Source organism: Vreelandella salicampi (genome assembly GCF_013415105.1).
Taxonomy (GTDB): domain Bacteria; phylum Pseudomonadota; class Gammaproteobacteria; order Pseudomonadales; family Halomonadaceae; genus Vreelandella; species Vreelandella salicampi.
The window spans coordinates 12,896-32,276 of the sequence record NZ_JACCDF010000022.1; the positions used below are offsets into that span (position 1 = coordinate 12,896).

General features: G+C 57.4%; 16 protein-coding genes and 1 rRNA gene. 12 read left to right on the plus strand and 5 right to left on the minus strand.

The genetic code is table 11. From position 1 onward, the window contains the following. Window positions 1–268: 268 nt before the first annotated feature. Together HZS81_RS17290 and HZS81_RS17295 are read left to right on the plus strand one after the other, a co-directional pair. A complete protein-coding gene (locus HZS81_RS17290; protein ID WP_179931767.1) occupies window positions 269–1,249 on the plus strand; it encodes a TAXI family TRAP transporter solute-binding subunit in 981 nt (326 codons plus the stop codon). A 91-nt stretch (window positions 1,250–1,340) separates the two neighbouring features. Continuing rightward, on the plus strand, window positions 1,341–3,542 hold the full coding sequence (locus HZS81_RS17295) for a TRAP transporter permease (protein ID WP_179931768.1): 2,202 nt from the start codon (window positions 1,341–1,343) through the stop codon (window positions 3,540–3,542). Window positions 3,543–3,654: 112 nt separating this feature from the next. Here HZS81_RS17295 and metF read toward each other — a convergent pair whose 3' ends face one another. After that, entirely contained in the window at window positions 3,655–4,494 is an 840-nt protein-coding gene (gene metF, locus HZS81_RS17300) for a methylenetetrahydrofolate reductase [NAD(P)H] (protein WP_179931769.1), read from the minus strand. 181 nt (window positions 4,495–4,675) lie between these two features. Here metF and HZS81_RS17305 point away from each other — a divergent pair, with 181 nt between their 5' ends. Next, window positions 4,676–5,614 carry an AEC family transporter gene (locus HZS81_RS17305; protein ID WP_179931770.1) on the plus strand — a complete coding sequence of 313 codons (939 nt, stop codon included), beginning with the start codon at window positions 4,676–4,678 and terminating at the stop codon, window positions 5,612–5,614. 12 nt (window positions 5,615–5,626) lie between these two features. Here the strand turns inward: HZS81_RS17305 and ligB are convergent, their stop codons facing one another. Continuing rightward, window positions 5,627–7,342 (minus strand): NAD-dependent DNA ligase LigB, encoded by a 1,716-nt coding sequence (ligB, locus tag HZS81_RS17310; RefSeq protein ID WP_338401877.1) that lies wholly within the window; start codon window positions 7,340–7,342, stop codon window positions 5,627–5,629. Between the two features lie 136 nt (window positions 7,343–7,478). Continuing rightward, the gene (gene metK, locus HZS81_RS17315) at window positions 7,479–8,699 is read right to left on the minus strand and encodes a methionine adenosyltransferase (protein ID WP_179931771.1); all 1,221 of its coding nucleotides are present in this window, start codon (window positions 8,697–8,699) and stop codon (window positions 7,479–7,481) included. A gap of 243 nt (window positions 8,700–8,942) precedes the next feature. On the opposite strand from metK, the gene tkt reads away from it, so the two are divergent. From tkt to HZS81_RS17360, 9 genes are all read left to right on the plus strand, one after another. Beyond that, window positions 8,943–10,940, plus strand: coding sequence for a transketolase (gene tkt / locus HZS81_RS17320; RefSeq protein WP_179931772.1), 1,998 nt, complete (start codon window positions 8,943–8,945; stop codon window positions 10,938–10,940). A gap of 21 nt (window positions 10,941–10,961) precedes the next feature. Further along, a complete protein-coding gene (locus HZS81_RS17325; RefSeq protein ID WP_179931782.1) occupies window positions 10,962–11,315 on the plus strand; it encodes a CidA/LrgA family protein in 354 nt (117 codons plus the stop codon). Further along, on the plus strand, window positions 11,305–12,021 hold the full coding sequence (locus HZS81_RS17330) for an LrgB family protein (RefSeq protein ID WP_179931773.1): 717 nt from the start codon (window positions 11,305–11,307) through the stop codon (window positions 12,019–12,021). The genes HZS81_RS17325 and HZS81_RS17330 overlap by 11 nt, the downstream gene beginning before the upstream one ends. A gap of 23 nt (window positions 12,022–12,044) precedes the next feature. Next, on the plus strand, window positions 12,045–13,115 hold the full coding sequence (locus HZS81_RS17335) for a type I glyceraldehyde-3-phosphate dehydrogenase (RefSeq protein ID WP_179931774.1): 1,071 nt from the start codon (window positions 12,045–12,047) through the stop codon (window positions 13,113–13,115). Window positions 13,116–13,155: 40 nt separating this feature from the next. Beyond that, a complete protein-coding gene (locus HZS81_RS17340; protein WP_179931775.1) occupies window positions 13,156–14,325 on the plus strand; it encodes a phosphoglycerate kinase in 1,170 nt (389 codons plus the stop codon). A gap of 67 nt (window positions 14,326–14,392) precedes the next feature. Further along, window positions 14,393–15,457, plus strand: a complete 1,065-nt coding sequence (gene fba, locus HZS81_RS17345; protein ID WP_179931776.1) for a class II fructose-bisphosphate aldolase — start codon at window positions 14,393–14,395, stop codon at window positions 15,455–15,457. 177 nt (window positions 15,458–15,634) lie between these two features. Next, window positions 15,635–16,345, plus strand: coding sequence for an HAD-IA family hydrolase (locus HZS81_RS17350; protein ID WP_179931777.1), 711 nt, complete (start codon window positions 15,635–15,637; stop codon window positions 16,343–16,345). A gap of 2 nt (window positions 16,346–16,347) precedes the next feature. Then, on the plus strand, window positions 16,348–16,722 hold the full coding sequence (locus HZS81_RS17355; RefSeq protein WP_179931778.1) for a translation initiation factor Sui1: 375 nt from the start codon (window positions 16,348–16,350) through the stop codon (window positions 16,720–16,722). Window positions 16,723–16,778: 56 nt separating this feature from the next. Then, on the plus strand, window positions 16,779–17,690 hold the full coding sequence (locus tag HZS81_RS17360; RefSeq protein WP_179931779.1) for a nuclease-related domain-containing protein: 912 nt from the start codon (window positions 16,779–16,781) through the stop codon (window positions 17,688–17,690). A 10-nt stretch (window positions 17,691–17,700) separates the two neighbouring features. Here the strand turns inward: HZS81_RS17360 and HZS81_RS17365 are convergent, their stop codons facing one another. Together HZS81_RS17365 and rrf are read right to left on the minus strand one after the other, a co-directional pair. Continuing rightward, entirely contained in the window at window positions 17,701–19,044 is a 1,344-nt protein-coding gene (locus HZS81_RS17365) for a deoxyguanosinetriphosphate triphosphohydrolase (protein ID WP_179931780.1), read from the minus strand. A 223-nt stretch (window positions 19,045–19,267) separates the two neighbouring features. Then, window positions 19,268–19,381 (minus strand): 5S ribosomal RNA (gene rrf / locus HZS81_RS17370); the annotation flags it as partial.

A 19,381-nucleotide genomic window follows, 5' to 3' on the forward strand; every position in this document is an offset into this window, starting at 1 on the left:
ATACTTAACGCTTACTCCGTTAATCACAATCAACCATTAGACTTGTGCGAAAAACCGCACAAAAGCGCGACATTTATGTGCGAACACCCGGACACTTTGCGAAAACTCCAAATAGACCAAAGTTTAACATAAAAATTATAGGCAACTGATTTTAAACGTTAAAAACAAACATGGCACGGTGATCGCTACAGCTACTACGCTTAGTGAGATCGCCAAGCGATTCTCTACGCGAACAAACATTCAACAATAGCATTAAGGGAAAAACGCCATGCGCAATATGATGCCTAAATCAGCGCTACTGCTCGCCAGTGGCGCGCTGCTTGCCGCCGGTAGCGTTCAAGCGGACCGCTCTGAGTGGCCGGATAACTTCACTGTCGGCACGGCCAGCCAAGGCGGCACTTACTTTGTTTACGGTTCAGGCTGGGCTAACTTTATCGCCGACGAGCTAGACGTTTCAGGCGGCGGCGAAGTGACCGGCGGCCCGACGCAAAACCTGGCATTGGTTCACGAAGGCAACGCCGCCTTTGGCCTCGCCACCATGGGTCCTGCGGCTGACGCGGTGAATGGCAAAAGCCCTCTCGCACCCGGCTTAAAAATGGACAACGTATGCGCCATGTTCCCGATGTATGAGACACCGTTCTCGATTACGGCACTGGAAGGCTCGGGCATTGAGTCGATTTCGGATATCCCCGACGGTGCTCGCATTGGCTTTGGCCCCTCGGCTTCAACGTCTGACACCTACTTCCCGGCCATGCTAGAAACCTTGGGCGTTGAGTTTGATCGCCGTAACGGCGGCTGGTCGGATCTCGGCGGGCAGCTGCAAGACGGCCTGATCGACGTCATCGCTTTCGCTGCTGGCATCCCGATTCCCGCGGTTAGCCAACTCGAAGTGCAAACCGACGTGAACATCATTGAATTCACCGAGGAAGAGGTCGACACCATCATGGAGAACTTCCCCGTAGCGGAATTCTCCATCCCTGCTAGCACGTACCAAACCCTGGAAGAAGACGCCCGCGCCGTTTCCATGTGGAACTTTGCTATCGCTGGCTGTGACCTGCCGGAAGACTTTGTTTACGAAGCCACCAAGGCCACTATGGAAAACAATGACCGCATGATGTCGGTTCACCGCAGCGCGGCCACCACCATTCCAGAAAACATCAAGCACAACACCGTGCTGCCTTTCCATCCGGGTGCCGCACGCTGGTACGAAGAGAACGGCTACGAAATTGATGAAGCGTTAATTAAGTAAAGCTTTTTCATTATCGTGCGCCCCGCTCAACCCTGGTTGGGCGGGGCAATTTTTGCTATTGCCCCTTTGTTTGCTGTGAGGGTGAACTCTAATGAGTCACAAAACCGACCAAGAATCCGACGGCCTCAAAGATGATGCCCAAGCGACTTCACCCGCCTCGGAGATACTCGCCGAAGGTGTCGATGAAGAGATTGTTGAATCCAACCGCCGCCTTTTTACCGGCTGGCAGTTTATCTTATTTGCAGTATTAGCTATTGCTTACTCAAGTTTTCACCTGATTTCACTCAACGTGTATCCCATGGAAACTTGGTCGTTCCGTATCGTGCATATTGCCGGTGCGCTTATTCTCGGTTATGGACTATTTGCAGGGGCTCGTTTCGCCGAAGATGATCGTCACGCGTCGGGTGCTTGGCTGAAGTGGGTGAGTTACGCGCTGCTGATTCCCGCTGCCTATACACTGGCGCAAGTGTTCTTAATGCACCAAACGCTTAGTGGCGAGGCCATGCGCATCGACCCCAGCATCGAAAACTGGCACTACGGTTATCCGCTCATGGCGACGACGGCCGTTGCGGTTGTGCTGTCATGGTTTTATCGCCAAGCGCGCCATCACTTTAACCCGGCCGACTTGGTCCTAATGGTCTGTGCGCTCGCCAGTGCCGGCTATTTGCTGGTGGCGTTTAACACCAATATTCGCATGTCGACCGGAACATCCTTCGCCCCACCCGGTATTTCCTGGGCGGCGGTTGCTGGCTCCATGTTGATACTGGAACTGACCCGCCGCGTGGCCGGGTTAGCATTAGTGGTTATTTCGGCGGTCTTTCTCAGCTACGTTTTTGCCGGCCCCTATTTACCCGGCTTTTTGGGCTACCCAGGTCTGTCGGTGCAACGCTTCTTTAGCCAAGTGTACACCGATACCGGCATACTCGGCCCCACCACCGCCGTTTCTTCGACCTATATTATCTTGTTCATTATTTTTGCCGCTTTTCTACAAGCATCTAAAGTGGGCGACTATTTCGTCAACTTTGCCTTTGCCGCCGCTGGCCGTGCCCGGGGTGGCCCGGCAAAAGTATCTATCTTCGCATCGGGTTTGATGGGCATGATCAACGGCACGTCCGCCGGTAACGTGGTATCCACCGGTTCGCTGACGATCCCACTGATGAAAAAGGTTGGCTACCCTGCGCGCAGTGCCGGGGCCATTGAAGCGGCCGCCTCGACCGGTGGGCAAATCATGCCACCAATTATGGGCGCAGGTGCCTTCATCATGGCGGAAGTAACGGGTATTCCATATACCGAGATTGCTATTGCCGCCATCATTCCGGCGATTCTTTACTTTGCGTCCATCTACTTCATGGTTGATTTTGAAGCCGCGCGCAAAGGCATGCGTGGTATGCGCGACGACGAGATTCCGCTGTTCTCCAAATTAGTGAAACAGGTCTACCTGTTCGCACCGATTATCATCCTGATCGTCGCGTTGTTTATGGGCTACTCGGTCATCCGCGCAGGGACACTGGCCACCGCGTCAGCCGCGGTTGTCAGCTGGATTTCGCCGAACAAAATGGGCCTTCGTGCCATTTTAAGAGCCCTGCAGCTAGCGGGCACCATGTCGATTCAAATTATCGCGGTGTGTGCTTGTGCCGGTTTGATCGTCGGGGTTATTTCGTTGACCGGTGTGGGCGCGCGCTTCTCGTCGTTGCTGTTAGGTTTAGCGGGCGTTAGCCAACTACTTGCCCTGTTCTTTGCCATGTTAATCAGCATTATGCTGGGCATGGGCATGCCGACCACGGCCGCTTATGCCGTGGCCGCTTCGGTCGTGGCACCGGGTTTGATCAACATCGGTATTGAGCCGCTGGTTGCCCACTTCTTCGTGTTCTACTTTGCGGTGGTCTCAGCGATTACTCCACCCGTTGCCTTGGCCTCCTATGCCGCCGCCGGTATTTCTGGCGACAATCCCATGGGCACCTCGGTGGCGTCGTTTAAGATTGGCCTGGCCGCGTTCATCGTGCCGTTCATGTTCTTCTATAGCCCGGCCATGCTGATGGAAGGCTCCGCCATGCAAATACTCCGAGTAGGCGTTACCGCGACACTCGGTATCGTATTGCTCTCGGGTATGGTGCAGAAGTGGTTCTTCGGCCCAGTGAATACGCTGCAACGCGTGGTAATGCTGGTAGGTGCGCTGTTTATGATTTACGGCGGCATTTATTCTGATATAGCTGGCCTGGTGATTGGGGCCATTCTGTTTATCATGCAGCGCAGGCTATATGGCAACGGCAAGGCGGCAACAACGTCTAGTTGATGCTTAGCCGTTAACGCTTTTTTTGCCTATAACACGGCACGAAAAACCCCGCGCTCATTCGCTGAGGCGGGGTTTCTTTATGTGTGATGTTATGCCGTGGCGGCAAAGAGAGCTAGCCGAGATTATCGACGATTTTAAGTACCGGCGCGGCCTGATTAAGTGTGTAAAAATGTAGCCCCGGTGCGCCGCCTTCCAATAGCCGCTGGCACAGGCGGCTGACCACTTCAGTACCAAATGCAGCGATGGCGTCGCTATCGTCGCCGTAGCTTTCTAGTTGCTTACGGATCCAGCGTGGAATCTCAGCGCCACAGGCATCGGAAAAGCGCGCCAGCTTAGTATAGTTAGTGATCGGCATGATACCCGGGATAATGGGCTGCTCGACGCCAAGGGCACGGGCTTTATCGGCGAAATGGAAGTAGGCATCGGCGGTGAAAAAGTACTGCGTAATCGCCATGTTAGCGCCCGCTTTCATTTTACGCGCGAAGTTTTCCACATCCTTATCGAGATGGGGTGCCTGTGGATGAGATTCTGGGTAGGCGGCCACGGCAATCTCGAAGTAATCGCCGGTTTCGTCGCGGATAAACTCCACCAGCTCGTTGGCGTAACGCAGCTCACCGATGCTCGCCATACCCGACGGCATATCGCCGCGCAGCGCCACCAAGCTATCGATACCTTCTTCGCGGTACTGAGCCAGCAGGTCGCGCAGCTGCGCTTTTTCGCTGCCAATGCACGAGAGGTGCGGCGCAGTCGTAATGCCGCTTTTGCCTACCTCGCGCACCACTTCACGCGTACGCGCTTGGGTAGAACCACCGGCGCCATAGGTCACTGAGAAAAAGCGCGGGTTACGCGCCGCCAGCTGATCCCGCGTGTGCATCAGTTTTTCCCGGCCTGCGTCGGTGTTGGGTGGAAAAAACTCAAAGCTAATGCCGAGGGGATGTTCTTGGCGGCTCATGAAATATCCTCATGGGTCAGTCGGTTTAAGTACGAGATAATATAATAGCGCTGTATTATCCGCTATTTTGGCCGTTTGAAAGCGCGACGGCCAATGAAAGATTCCACGCGCCAACGTTAATTCAGCTCATGATGGACGCCCCTTAGGGAAAGCCGCATGAGAAACCACCAGGAAAAAAGCCATGGAGAACCTTGCCGCTAATACATTAATGGGGCCGCTATTGATGCTGCTCGGCTTTGTCGGCTTAGGCTGGCTGGCCGCAAAAATGCTGCGTGTTGACCCACGCCCCATCGCCACGCTGTTGGTCTACTTGATCGCCCCATTAACGTTCTTTCGCGCATTAATGGATGGCGGCCCCACACCCGAGTATCTGCTCCTCACGCTGATTCTGTTTACCGTCAGCAGCGTCATTGCGCTCGCCGTTCGTGCGCTCACGCACCAGCGCTTTGGTGCGCAGGAAGGCGCACTGTTGGCCTTTTCCGCGGGCACGGGCAACACCGGCTACTTTGGTTTGCCGGTGGCGATGATCGTACTGCCACCCGAGGGCATAACACTTTATCTGTTCTGTATTTTAGGCGTCACGCTGTATGAGTTTACGGTGGGATTTTACGTCAGCGCTCGCGGGCAGTTTTCCGTACGCCAGAGCCTGATAAAAATTGCGCGCTTGCCGCTGCTGTATGCCTTTTTAGCGGCGCTTTTGCTCTCGCACCTTGACGTGGCGCTGCCCGACTCGTTAATGACCTCGCTTGAGGTATTTCCCGCCACTTATACGCTGCTCGGCATGATGATCATTGGCATGACGTTAAGTCAGGTGACGCTCGCTGCCTGGGATACACGTCTGGTGGCTGCCTGCGTGATGCTACGCTACGGACTATGGCCGCTGGCTACGCTGGCCATTGTCTTGCTGCTGCAGTACTCCGTAGCGCTGTCACCGGAACTCGCCATGGCAATTTTGCTACTCGGCGTGGTGCCCATGGCGGCCAACGTCGTCGTGGTGGCGATGGAGCTGGGGATTGCGCCGCAAAAAGGCGCATTAGCCGTGTTGGTCACCACGTTGATGGCGCCCTTTTTGATTCCGCTGTATCTCGGCTTGATGGTGCGTCTCACCGGGCTGGGTTAGTGATTGAGTGAGCTAAAAACCGGCAATACCCGCCTGCTGAAGTTGTCCGGCCATGCGCCGCACCTGCGGGTGGCTGAAAAACGCTATCAGCGCGTCAGCGCGCACCGGCCCAACGCCTGGCAACGCTTGCCACTGTTCACGTTGGTAAGCAGAAAGCGTTGCCCAATCACCGCTGGCTTGCTCGCTGCCCGGTGGCGCGCCCAGTGCGTCTAACCAGGCGTGAAACGGCTGTTCCTGGGCGGCATGAAAACGTTCCACCAGTTGGGTCGCGGAGGCCTCTCCAATCCCCGGCACGCGGGTGAGGTCGGTGTGATCCAGCGATAACCAGTCAAGCAGCGAGGTAACAGCACCTGCGTCGAGCAGTGCACGCCAAGTGCCCTCACCGACACCGTGCATCCCCAATGCCTCACCCAGGTGCGTTAGCCGCGCCAGCAGCTGGCTGTCACAACGGAATTTTTCTGCCTCCAAGGTGAAGCAACTCAGCAAATGATAGTCGTCTGCGCTCGGCACCGTTAACGTCATGCGCGCTTGCGCGGGCCACACCACCGTATCCAGCTGCGGAATGGTCAGCCCGCCAAGGGTCACCGCCACATGGTCGCCGGGGCGAACGTCCATGGACGCCCAGTGCTCCAGCGAGCCTAACGAAACGCGGCTAATGCGTCGTCCTTCCAGCTCTACCGGGTTGAGCCACACCAGCGGTGTCACCCGCCCGGTACGCCCAACGCGAAACTCAATGCCACGCACTTCGGCCAGCGCCTGTTGGGCGGGGTATTTCCACGCCAGTGCCCACTCGGGCGGTGTGCTTGACCAGCGCTTAACACCGGGGCGTTCGTCTTGCTTGAGGACCACGCCATCGGTGGCAAACGGCAGCGGCTCACGAAACCAGCGCTCGCGCCAGAAAGCCGCATCGCGGCGCTCGTCCAGCGTATGGGTGTAATCGGCGGTATCAAATCCGAGCGCGGTTAATTGCGCTAGCCGCTCGCGCATGCGGGTCGGCCCGTCGGGCCAGCCCCACACAAAAAGCCCGATGCGGGTTAATGTTGCCTCATCGGGTTGATGCTGTGCCATCGCGCCCGCTACTTGGCTGCGCGCGCGGCGATGGGCGTGCTTCGCCTGAATGTGCTGCTCCATGCGCCAGTAAAGCTCGCCTTGCAACACGGCGGACACTGGCTCGGGCAGCACATTGGGGATGGCGGGGATCGCGCGGGCACGCTCGGTCCAGTCTTGGCCGCGTTCGCCATCACCGCGACTTACCGCCGCGTTAAGCTCACCGTCGACGTAGTGCAGTGTGACCGCCACGCCGTCTACTTTAGGTTGAATCCAGAGATCGTCACGGCGGCTCGTCCAGCGCTTCACGCCGGTTTCATCGCGCTTTTCTAGCCCGGTTTGCGCCACGGGGTGCTCGCGTGCATCACTGCTTGAGGTCACGCGTCGCTCAGGTACGTGGGGGGTTGGTGCGCCGGCACAGCGGCGCCACTGCTCTAAGCGCGCTACCGCTTGATCGTAAATCTCATCGGCCACCGGCGAGGCGCTGTCTTGATTTCCTTGAGAAGAATAATAAGCGCGATCCCAACGCGCGACACGTTCGCCAAGCGCTTCAATTTCGGCCTCCAACCGGTCTTCCGACCACCCGGGGCACTGAGCCGTCTGAACGGGTGCCGCCTGAACGGTAAGCACGACCATCAGCATCACGACACACCCTGCTCCCACCCAGCACCACTTGCGCATTGCCATCGCCTCCAAAATATTTCTGTCAGCCTAGCCCAGCGGTTTGCCTCGATGGAAACAAAAATACCCCCGGCCTGAGCCAAAGGGGCATTTTCTGGCGTTTTCCGCTTTCGCTTACATAGCGTTAAGAAAAAGCTTACAACGCAGCGGCTTCGCGCAATGCTTCCGCCTTGTCGGTTTTTTCCCACGGGAAGGCGGTAAAGGTCTCGACCTGCTCTTCGCCTTTATCGTTGATCCAGTGGTAGCGGTGCTCGAATGGCTCGCGGCCAAAGTGGCCGTAGGCCGCCGTTAGCTGATACATCGGGTGCAGCAGGTCGAGCATCTTGGTGATGGCGAACGGGCGCAGATCAAAGTGCTCGCGCACCAGTTTGACGATCTGGGCGTCATCAATTTTGCCCGTGCCGAAGGTGTCGATGGAGACCGACGTCGGCTCGGCCACGCCGATGGCATAGGACACTTGAATTTCACACTTGTCGGCAAGTCCGGCGGCAACGATGTTTTTGGCCACGTAACGGCCCGCATACGCGGCGCTGCGGTCAACCTTGGACGGGTCTTTGCCCGAGAACGCCCCGCCGCCGTGGCGGGCCATACCGCCGTAGGTATCGACGATGATTTTACGCCCGGTCAATCCGCAATCGCCTACCGGGCCGCCGATCACAAACTTGCCGGTCGGGTTGATGTGATACTGCGTTTTGTCATCTAGCCACTCAGCCGGAATCACCTGATCGATGATTTCATGCTTGACCATCTTACGCAGTTCTTCCTGATCGATCTCGGGGTTGTGCTGGGTGGAAAGCACCACGGCATCGACGCCGCAGGGCTGGCCGTTGGCATCGTAGCGGAAGGTCACCTGGCTTTTGGCATCCGGGCGTAGCCACGGTAGCAGGCCGTGCTTGCGCAGCTCCGCCTGGCGCTCGACCAAGCGGTGCGCGTAGTGGATCGGCGCCGGCATCATCGAGGCGGTTTCGTTGGTGGCATAGCCAAACATCAGGCCCTGGTCACCCGCGCCTTGGTCTTCTGGTTTGCTGCGGTCAACGCCCTGGGCGATATCGACACTCTGCTTGCCGATCAGGTTCACCACGCCGCAGGTAGCGCCATCATAGCCCACGTCGGAAGACGTATAGCCGATGTCGGTAATCACCTCGCGCACCAAGGTTTCGAGATCCACCCAGGCATTGGTGCTGATTTCACCGGCGATAATCGCGACACCGGTTTTGACCATGGTTTCACAGGCCACGCGCGCCTGTTTGTCGCGGGCGATAATGGCGTCTAAAACCGCATCAGAAATTTGATCGGCAATTTTATCGGGATGGCCTTCGGAAACTGACTCGGAGGTAAACAGGGAATATTCGCTCATCGCGCTCTTGACCCTCTGGGTGACGGCTGCGGCATACAGCATCAGCAGGAAATCACGGCAGGAGTGCCCTGCCCACATAATATAAAGAAGCGGGTAACCCACTCCGGGAGGCAGAGTTTACACGCTGTTGGCAGTGCTTCCCAGACTCTACCCCCACGACAGCGCGGTAGAATTTGCCGCCGCTGCCGAAGTCAGCGACAATAGCGCCCTTATTATTTCCGTTTGCAGGCGAGGAGCACCCCCATGCCGTCCCGTTTTGAGCTGGCCAATGCCATTCGCGCCCTTTCCATGGACGCCGTTCAGAAAGCTAAATCTGGCCACCCTGGCGCGCCCATGGGTATGGCGGATATCGCTGAAGTGCTGTGGAATGACAACCTCAAGCATAACCCCGAAGACCCCAAATGGCCCGACCGTGACCGCTTTGTGCTCTCCAACGGCCATGGCTCGATGTTGCTCTATTCGCTTTTGCACCTAAGCGGCTACGATTTAAGCCTTGAGCAGCTGCGCAACTTCCGCCAACTCCACTCGCCCACCGCGGGCCACCCGGAGTACGGCTACGCGCCGGGTATTGAAACCACCACCGGCCCGCTGGGTCAGGGCTTAGCCAATGCCGTGGGCATGGCGATGGCAGAAAAAACGCTGGGCGCGCAGTTCAACCGCCCCGGCCACTCCATCGTCGATCACCACACATGGTGCTTTGTGGGCGATGGCTGCCTGATGGAAGGCATCTCCCACGAGGTCGCGTCGTTCGCCGGCACGCAACAGCTGGGCAAGCTGATTACGTTCTACGATGACAACGGCATCTCCATCGACGGCGAGGTAGACGGCTGGTTTACTGACGATACCGCTAAGCGCTTTGAGGCCTACGGCTGGCATGTCGTGCCTAACGTCGATGGTCACAAGCCCGATGAGATTCAAGCGGCCATTGAGCTTGCCAAGCAGAACAGTGACAAGCCCAGCCTGATCATCTGCAAAACCATTATCGGTTTTGGCGCCCCCAACAAGCAGGGTAAAGAGGAAGCGCATGGCGCGCCGCTGGGTGACGACGAAGTCGCCGCTGCACGTAAACAACTCGACTGGCCTCACGCACCGTTCCATATTCCTGAGCCGATTTACTCCGCCTGGGATGCACGCGACGCGGGTAAAAACCGCCAGCAAGCGTGGGAAGAGCGCTTTAGCCGTTACGCCGAGGCCTTCCCCAGTGAAGCACGCGAGTTCAAGCGCCGCATCAAGGGGCAGCTGCCGACGGAGCTCTCCAGCGAAGCACTGGTGCAACAAGCTCAAGAGAAAGGCGAGAATATTGCCTCACGCAAGGCATCGCTCGCCGCGCTCAACACGCTTGGCCCGCAAATGCCAGAGCTACTCGGCGGTAGCGCCGACCTTGCCCCGTCTAACCTTACGTTCTGGAACGGCGCCAAAGCGATCACCCCAGACGATGCCAGCGGCAACTACCTGCACTACGGCGTGCGCGAATTTGGCATGGGCGCGATCATGAACGGCATCGCGCTGCATGGCGGTTTCGTCACTTACGGTGCGACCTTCCTGATCTTTATGGAGTACATGCGCAACGCCGTGCGGATGGCCTCCTTGATGGGGCAGCAGGCGATTTACGTCTTCACCCATGACTCTATCGGTCTCGGCGAAGACGGCCCGACGCACCAGCCCATTGAGCAGCTTACCAGCCTACGTACCACGCCCAATTTGTGTACCTGGCGCCCTTGCGATGCCGCCGAAACGGCTGCCTCCTGGGATGCTGCGCTCAAGCGCCACTCTGGCCCGTCAGCGCTGGTGCTCTCGCGCCAGAACTTGCCGCACCAAACACGCAGCACAACCCAGCTGGCCGATATCCAGCGCGGCGGCTATGTGCTTAAAGACAGCGACGGCACGCCGGAACTGATTTTGATCGCCACGGGTTCGGAAGTCGCATTGGCCATGGACGCTGCCGCCGAACTGGATAGCGCCGGGCACGCGGTGCGCGTGGTATCCATGCCCTCTACGTACCGCTTCAATGGCCAGGACACCGAGTACCGTGAACGCGTTTTGCCCAGCCACGTCACCAAGCGTATTGCCATCGAAGCGGGCCATGCCGACTACTGGTACAAATACGTGGGCTTAGGTGGCCGCGTGATTGGCATGACCACCTACGGCGAATCCGCCCCGGCAGGCGATCTGTTCAAGCACTTTGGCTTTACCGTCGATAACGTGGTGAAGCAGGCAAGTGAACTGCTCAGCCAACACTAACACGTTCATATGCCAGCGATTATGGCGGCACTGAGCGGTTTTCTGTGGCTAATCAGCTTCTGGCTCATCGGTGAAGTGGTGGTGTATTTCACCGTTTTGCCGGTTTCTTCCGGGGTGATCGGGATGCTTTTATTATGCATCACGCTCGCCCTGCGAGGCGGCGTCCCTGAGAGCGTGGCCTGTGCGGCGCAACCGCTGATTGCCCTGTTAGCGATGCTGATTATGCCCGGCGTTGTGGGCGTGTTCTTTATCGCCGGCGAGCTTGTCGGGCAGTGGACGGCGATTCTCGTCGGGTTGGTGCTGGGCACGCTGCTTAGCGTTGTGACCACGCTATGGTTAATGCAGCGCCTCATGCGAGGTCATCATGCTGAGTGAACCGCTGATCGAGCGGCTAACCGAAACTCCGCTGTTTGCCGTTGGGCTGACGCTTGCCGCCTACTTGCTGGGTATGGCGCTATTTCGGCGCTTAAAGCAGCCGCCATGGCTACCGGGAATCCTGATGGCGGCACTGCTGCTCGCGGGCTTTCTCGCTATCAGCGGCATTCATTACACCGCTTATCAAGACGGCGCCGCTTGGCTTTCCGTGTTACTCGGCCCCGCCACGGTGGCGCTGGGGATGCCGCTCTACCAGCAGTTGCCGCGGATTCGTGAGCTGTGGCGCCCGCTTGCCATCTGTTTACCAATCAGCGCCAGCCTTGCTGCGTTTTATGCCGTGGGCATCGCGAAGCTGATGGGCGCCTCCGACCACGTCATGGCCTCATTGGCAGCCAAATCGGTTACCGCGCCAATCGCCATTGGCATCACCGAACAGCTCGGCGGCTCGGTGGCGCTTTTAATGGGGGCGCTGCTGATTACCGGCGTCGCCGCCATTGCCTTTGTCAGCCTGGTGGCGCGGGTGATGAAGATTCGTGACGAACGCTTGATTGGCTTTGCGCTCGGCCTCAACGGCCATGCGCTCGGCACGGTACGGGCGTTTGAAATCGGCCCCACTGCGGGCGCCTTTGCGTCGCTGGGCATGAGCCTGACCGGAATTTTTACTGCCCTTCTTCTGCCATTGGCTTGGCGCTTGCTCGGCGGATAACAGCCTGCGAATCGAGGAGAGACATGGGAGAGCCAGTTGCCCCCTACCGCATCGCCATCAACGGTTACGGCCGCATCGGACAGTGCGTGCTGCGCGCGCTGGTGGAGCGCGAGCTGCCCCACCTTCAAGTGGTGGCCATCAACGAGCTCTCAGATCTTGCCACCATCGCTTACCTAACCCGTTTTGACACGACCCATGGACGCTTTCCCGGCAAGGTGGAACACGCAGAAGAAAACGGTGCCGACCACCTGATCATCAACGGTCAGTACATTCGCGTGTTGAATGAAACTGACCCGGCAAAGCTCCCTTGGCGCTCACTCGACGTGGATCTTGTACTGGAGTGCTCCGGCAGTTTTAAGGATCGCGCCACCGCCGAGCAGCATCTAGCGGCTGGCGCCAAGCGGTTGCTTTTCTCCCAGCCGGCGGAGAGAGACGTCGACGCCACGATTGTGTGGGGCATCAATCACGACATACTGGATGCTCGACAACGTATTCTCTCTGCCGCGTCCTGCACCACGAATTGCCTCGTGCCGCTACTCACGGTGTTAGATGAAGCGCTCGGGGTGGATCACGGCGTTACCACCACCATTCATTCGGCAATGAACGATCAGCCCGTCATCGATGCGTACCACCAGACCGACCTGCGCTTGACACGCTCGGCGATGCAGTCGATTGTGCCGGTCGATACCGGGCTTTCTCGTGGTATTGGCCGCTTGATGCCCTCACTGACTGACCGCTTTGAGTGCCTGCACATGCGGGTCCCTACGATCAACGTCTCGGCCATGGACATGGCCATCACAGTGCGCCGCGATACTCACGCGCATGAGGTCAATCGCCTACTGCAAACGGCGAGCCAAACACGGCTCAATGGCGTGCTCGGCTATACGGAGACACCCATGGCGTCAATTGACTTTAATCATGACCCGCGCTCCGGCATCGTCGATGCCACTCAAACCCGTGTCGCCGGCACGCGGCTCGTCAAACTGTTTTGTTGGTTTGACAATGAGTGGGGATTTGCCAACCGCATGCTGGATATCAGCCTGCACCTAGCGACGCTTTGCTCGCAATCCCGCGTGATGCCTTTAACGAACTGATCGACTCTCTTTACCGCTATCAATACGAGGACAGCTTCGCATGAACGTGCAAAAAATGACCGACCTGCCGCTAAACGGGCAACGCGTACTGATTCGTGAAGACCTGAACGTCCCGGTCAAAAACGGCAGTGTCTCCAGCGACGCCCGCCTGCGCGCGGTGTTGCCGACGATTCAAGCCGCCGTTGACGCCGGCGCGAAAGTGCTGCTGATGAGCCACCTCGGCCGCCCCACGGAAGGCGAGCCTGCCGAGGAATTTTCCTTAGCACCGGTGGCCACCCATCTTGGCGAGCTATTGGGGCGCCCCGTCAAGCTGGTAAAAGACTACCTGGGCGGCAACCTTGAACTGGCCGATGGCGAGGTCGTCCTGTTAGAAAACGTGCGCTTCAACAAAGGCGAGAAAAAGGACGACGAAGCACTTGCCAAGCAATATGCCGCGCTGTGCGATGTTTTCGTGATGGATGCGTTCGGCACCGCTCACCGCGCTCAGGCGTCAACCCACGGCGTTGCTCGCTTTGCGCCTCAGGCATGTGCTGGCCCGCTTCTCGCCAACGAGCTCGAAGCGCTGGAGAAAGCACTGGCCCACCCGGCGCGGCCGATGGCGGCTATCGTTGGCGGCTCCAAAGTATCCACCAAACTCGACGTACTGAATGCGCTCTCCGAGACGTGCGATCAGCTCATTGTGGGGGGCGGTATCGCCAACACTTTCATCGCCGCAGCAGGTTACAATGTGGGCAAATCGCTTCACGAGGCTGATTTGATTGCGCAGGCTAAAACGCTGATGAAAACAGTCGATATTCCGCTACCCACCGATGTGGTGGTGGCCACTGAGTTTTCTGAGTCGGCGCAGGCTACGGTGAAGCCGGTTGACCAAGTTGGCGATGATGAAATGATTCTGGATATCGGCCCCGAAACTGCCGTGCACTTGGCCAGCCTGCTAAGAGAGGCGGGTACCATTTTATGGAACGGCCCGCTGGGCGTTTTCGAGATCGACCAGTTCGGTAAGGGTACCGAAGTGATCTCGAAGGCCATCGCCGAAAGCCCGGCCTTTTCCATCGCGGGCGGTGGCGATACGCTAGCCGCCATCGATAAATACGCCATCGCTGAGCATATTTCTTATATCTCCACCGGTGGCGGGGCGTTCTTGGAGTACGTTGAGGGCAAAACGCTGCCTGCCGTCGCTGCGCTAGAGGCCGCCGCCCAGCACGGTTAATACGTCATCATTTGCACGTTTACGCATTCATACAAACCACTATAGACCACTAAAGTAAGGTGTCCCCATGGCTTTAATCAGCATGCGCCAAATGCTGGATCACGCCGCCGAGTACGGCTACGGCATTCCGGCATTTAACGTCAACAACCTTGAGCAGATGCGCGCGATTATGGAAGCCGCCGATAAGACCGATTCGCCGGTCATCATTCAGGCGTCTGCCGGTGCGCGTAAATATGCCGGGGCGCCGTTTCTGCGCCACTTGATTTTAGCGGCCGTCGAAGAGTTTCCGCATATTCCGGTCGCCATGCACCAAGACCACGGCACGAGCCCCGCGGTATGCCAACGCTCGATTCAGCTGGGTTTCTCTTCGGTAATGATGGACGGCTCGCTTGGCGAAGACGGCAAGACGCCGATGGATTACGCCTACAATGTCGACGTCACGCGCCGCACCGTGGAAATGGCGCACGCTTGCGGTGTCTCCGTCGAGGGTGAACTGGGTTGCTTGGGTAGCCTGGAAACCGGCATGGCCGGCGAAGAAGACGGCATCGGCGCGGAAGGCAAGCTCGACATGGAGCAGCTTTTAACCGACCCGGAAGAGGCCGCTGAATTCGTCAAAGCCACCCACGTGGACGCGCTCGCCATTGCCATCGGCACCAGCCACGGCGCTTACAAGTTCACGCGCCCGCCCACCGGCGATACCCTTTCCATCCAGCGCATTAAAGAGATCCACGCACGCATCCCCGATACGCACCTGGTGATGCACGGCTCCTCCTCGGTACCGCAGGAGTGGCTTGAGGTAATCAACCGTCACGGCGGCGAAATCCCTGAAACCTACGGCGTTCCGGTAGAAGAAATCGTCGAAGGCATCAAACACGGGGTACGTAAGGTCAACATCGACACCGACCTGCGTCTCGCTTCCACCGGTGCGGTACGCCGCTTTCTCGCCGAGAACCCGGCGGAGTTCGACCCGCGCAAATTCCTCAAGGAAACCGTTTCGGCCATGCGCGATCTGTGTATCGCACGTTACGAGGCTTTCGGCACGGCTGGCAATGCCTCAAAGATCAAACCGATCAACCTCGAAGCGATGTTCAAGCGCTACGAAAGCGGTGAGCTCGCCCCCAAGGTGAAATAACGGCCTTAAATAATGGCTCTTAAAGGCAGCTCAATGTGGCTGCCTTTTTATTTAGCACCCACTTTGGGCAGGAAAAGAGATAGAACACCGTTCGCTAACGTCGTAAAATATTATCTCTTTACTAGCATTTTTCTTTTGTGTCCGATAAGCACGCCTAGGGCGTTGCAAGGATTGACGATGTTTCTGCCTCTTCTGCTGTTTGATTGCGATGGTACGTTAGTGGATAGCGAGCCACTGCTGGCAGAAGAGATGGCCATTGGCCTTAAGGCCGTCGGTTTGCCTTTTGCCGCTTCTGATTACATGGGCGAATTTCGCGGAGCCCGTTTTCGCCGCATCGTTGCAGAGTTACAAACACGTCATGGCGAGGTGGCCGCCGACCAGCTCGATATCATGGAAAGCGCCATGCGCGCGAACCTTGCCGAGCGCTTGGCCCACGAACTGACTACCATACCCGGCGCCCAGGAAGCGCTCACCCAGCTCAGCGCCTACACAAGCGCCGTGGTCTCGAATGGCCCAGAGAATAAAATTCGTACTGCCCTTCACACGACGGGACTCAGTGAGTATTTTGGCGAGCGACTGTTTAGCGGCTATACCGCCAACTGCTGGAAGCCAGAACCCTGCTTACATCTGCATGCCGCAAGCATTATGGGGTTTGCTGCCCGGGATTGTATTGCGATTGATGATGCGCTGGTTGGCGTTCAAGCCGCGCTCGAAGCCGGTATGACCGTCATTCATTTAAACCGCTTCCCTGACGCTGAAATGACCCCTGAAGGGGCCATCATGATCAGCAGCATGTATCAGCTACCCACCGTGGTTGAGCGCCTAACGCGACAGCGATGCGATGCGAAGGCTTTAACGGCCAAAAGTACGACCATAAAAGGAGCGTAATCATGCCCTCATTACGCGATCAGCTCGGCGGGCTGGTCTACTCTACCGACCAAGGCGATACATGCCCGGCATGCCGCGAGCCACTGGACAAGTGCCGTTGCGAGGAGCTGGCCGAACAGGAACGCATCGCCGCGCTGGATGGCATCGTTCGCATTCGCCGTGAAACCAGCGGGCGCAAAGGCAAGGGCGTAACAACCCTAACGGGCATCCCTTTGCCTGAGAGCGAGCTAACGGCCTTAGCTAAGCGGTTAAAAAAGCGTTGCGGCACCGGCGGTGCAGTGAAAAACGGCGTGATTGAAATTCAAGGCGATCAGCGTGAGGCGCTGAAACAAGCGCTGACCGAGCTAGGTTATACCGTCAAATTGGCTGGCGGTTAAGGCATTTCCCCTTTAACCTCAGGGTGACACTAGCCGCAACCCGACAAGGCAATGGCATGGTTTGGCTGGAATACTTATTACCGCTGATTTTTCTTTTCCCCATGGCCGCCATGGGCGGTATTGTGTTGGCGCTTCGTAGCCTACACGACGGACGTGTTCACTCGCCTTTCGACGCACACCCTTTATGTGCCCCCGGGCAAGCATTGCGCAACCGACTCGATAACGCCTTTTCCAGCCTCTTTTTGCACGGCACTATAGGACCACTCATCAGCCTAGCCCCGCTGGTTTATGGCATGGGGCGCATGCTGTTCGTCGAACGGCAATACTGGATCGAGTGGGCCCTTTATGGCTTGCTAAGTACGCTGTTGGTGCTGCTTTTTTCGCTGCTTCTTATTCGCGACTATCAGCGCATTCGGCGGTTAAAATTAGGCTTAGCGTGTGACCTCGCCGTCGGACAGGAGCTTGAGCGTCTTATTCGCCCCGATGCGCACCCTTTCTACGTTTTTCATGACGTGCCCACTGATAGCTTTACCATCGACCATGTTGTCGTCACGCCCCACGGTGTATTTGTGGTGGAAACAAGGGCGCGCACCCGCGCTATTGGCTCGGATGGGCGCGAATTAAATCAGGTATTTGTTGAACGCGAGCGGCTACGCTTTCCACACTGGCAAGAACGCCGACCTCTGTATAAAACACGTCAGGCGGAGCAGTGGCTAAGTCAGTGGCTAGAAAAACGCTGTGGTTTGCGTGTTCCGGTTCGCGGCGTTTTAGTGCTACCCGGTTGGGAGATTGATACCCGCGATGCGGCTAACGATGTGCTCGTCGTCAGTGGCGATACATTGTCACGCCAACTCGCCGAGTTAAAACCTGGCGAGCTAAGCGATGCCATCCACGACAAGATCATTTATCTTCTGCTGGAACGGGCGCGCTTGATGGCGCTTAAGCATTTACGCCAGCCCTCAGTATAATTTGAGGATTTCAATCACCTTTCAACTTTCCACCCATCTCCTGGGCTAAATCCACCGCATAGTGATCCGTCATGCCACCGATAAAATCGAGCATACGCCGGTAACTATCGTACAACGGCCATTCACGCTGCGGCCGGTTTTCGCCTATCAGAGCTAGAACGCGCTGATGTTTAAACGACGACCGTCCGGTTTGATGGAGCTCGTATGCGGCGCCAATAAAAGCCTCAAGGAGAATTCCCAGCGTCGTATAGGCGCCGATTTCCAGCTTGGCTTTGCGCTCATTTTGGAATATTCGCTCGCGGGCAAGTTGTTTCGCCGCTTGCACACCCCACCCCAAATCGGGATGACAAAGCTCTAATAAGTCGGCGTCTAGGCGGCCGTTTAATAGGGCTTGCTCGTGCTGCACGAATACCGCGCCCACTTCGTTCACTGCGCGCTCCATGGCAGCCCCGCGTAGCAGCGCAATACAACGACGCTGAGACACACCGCGCGCCTGCATCTGCGCGTACTCTGCGGGTACTTCCCCGGCGATATGTTGAAGAATATCAGCCACTTCTTCATAGCGTAGGATGCCCATTTCCAGGCCGTCTTCAAGATCCAGTAGGGCGTAACAGATATCGTCCGCCGCTTCGACCAGCCATGCAAGGGGATGGCGACACCAGCGGTCTTCTCCTTGTGGCAGCAAGCCTAGCGCCTCCGCGACATCACGCAATAGGGGCAATTCGGATTGATAAGCGCCGAACTTTCCCGCCTGGCTGCGGTGAGTTACCGCCCACGGGTATTTTAATAGCGTCCCGAGCGTTGCCGTGGTCAAGCGCATTCCACCCTGAAACTGGTTGTACTCAATTTGCGTAGTCACCCGAAAGCCTTGCGCATTGCCTTCATAGGTCAGTAGGTCATTGCGCTCGGCTTGCGTGAGCCCATCGAGCCAGCCGCTCACTTCTGCCCGCTGAAACCAGTCGCGAATCGCATATTCGCCGGCATGCCCAAACGGTGGGTTGCCGATATCGTGTCCAAGACATGCCGTCTGGACGATCACCCCCAGATCAGCCGGTGAAATCCATGAAGGCAAACGCTCCTGCAACAGCTCGCCAACGATCATCCCCAACGAACGGCCGACACACCCCACTTCAAGTGAGTGCGTTAAGCGAGTATGTATGTGGTCATTCTCTGTCAGCGGGTGCACCTGCGTTTTCCGTCCTAGACGACGAAACGAGCCAGAGAAGACGATACGATCGTGGTCTTTATGGAAGGGGCTACGGCCTATTTCACGTGTATTGTCTAAATGGCTATCTGAGCGCTTATCGTGAAGACGCTGTGGTGAAAGCAGCTGCTCCCAGTGCATTTGTGTCATGTCACTCCTCCTTGGACATAGCATTCTGACACAAAACGCCAGAAAACCGCACGTTAGGAAGAGTGAGTGGTGAGTGGTGAGTGGTGAGTGGTGAGTGGTGAGTGGTGAGTGGTGAGTGGTGAGTCAGTGTGAGGTTTCTATTCACGATTCACGACTTACCCTTCACCCCACGCGCAAAAAAAATCCCCCCGGGCATAAGCCCGGGGGGATTTTTCAGATAAGTGCCTGACGATGACCTACTCTCGCATGGGGAGACCCCACACTACCATCGGCGCTGAGCGGTTTCACTACTGAGTTCGGCAAGGGATCAGGTGGTTCCCGCTCGCTATGGTCGTCA

Excerpts from the sequence above, each read along its gene's own strand:
- HZS81_RS17290 (WP_179931767.1), top strand. The coding sequence starts at position 269 with ATGCGCAATATGATGCCTAAATCAGCGCTACTGCTCGCCAGTGGCGCG.
- HZS81_RS17295 (WP_179931768.1), top strand. The coding sequence starts at position 1,341 with ATGAGTCACAAAACCGACCAAGAATCCGACGGCCTCAAAGATGATGCC.
- metF (WP_179931769.1), bottom strand. The coding sequence starts at position 4,494 with ATGAGCCGCCAAGAACATCCCCTCGGCATTAGCTTTGAGTTTTTTCCA.
- HZS81_RS17305 (WP_179931770.1), top strand. The coding sequence starts at position 4,676 with ATGGAGAACCTTGCCGCTAATACATTAATGGGGCCGCTATTGATGCTG.
- ligB (WP_338401877.1), bottom strand. The coding sequence starts at position 7,342 with ATGCGCAAGTGGTGCTGGGTGGGAGCAGGGTGTGTCGTGATGCTGATG.
- metK (WP_179931771.1), bottom strand. The coding sequence starts at position 8,699 with ATGAGCGAATATTCCCTGTTTACCTCCGAGTCAGTTTCCGAAGGCCAT.
- tkt (WP_179931772.1), top strand. The coding sequence starts at position 8,943 with ATGCCGTCCCGTTTTGAGCTGGCCAATGCCATTCGCGCCCTTTCCATG.
- HZS81_RS17325 (WP_179931782.1), top strand. The coding sequence starts at position 10,962 with ATGGCGGCACTGAGCGGTTTTCTGTGGCTAATCAGCTTCTGGCTCATC.
- HZS81_RS17330 (WP_179931773.1), top strand. The coding sequence starts at position 11,305 with ATGCTGAGTGAACCGCTGATCGAGCGGCTAACCGAAACTCCGCTGTTT.
- HZS81_RS17335 (WP_179931774.1), top strand. The coding sequence starts at position 12,045 with ATGGGAGAGCCAGTTGCCCCCTACCGCATCGCCATCAACGGTTACGGC.
- HZS81_RS17340 (WP_179931775.1), top strand. The coding sequence starts at position 13,156 with ATGAACGTGCAAAAAATGACCGACCTGCCGCTAAACGGGCAACGCGTA.
- fba (WP_179931776.1), top strand. The coding sequence starts at position 14,393 with ATGGCTTTAATCAGCATGCGCCAAATGCTGGATCACGCCGCCGAGTAC.
- HZS81_RS17350 (WP_179931777.1), top strand. The coding sequence starts at position 15,635 with ATGTTTCTGCCTCTTCTGCTGTTTGATTGCGATGGTACGTTAGTGGAT.
- HZS81_RS17355 (WP_179931778.1), top strand. The coding sequence starts at position 16,348 with ATGCCCTCATTACGCGATCAGCTCGGCGGGCTGGTCTACTCTACCGAC.
- HZS81_RS17360 (WP_179931779.1), top strand. The coding sequence starts at position 16,779 with ATGGTTTGGCTGGAATACTTATTACCGCTGATTTTTCTTTTCCCCATG.
- HZS81_RS17365 (WP_179931780.1), bottom strand. The coding sequence starts at position 19,044 with ATGACACAAATGCACTGGGAGCAGCTGCTTTCACCACAGCGTCTTCAC.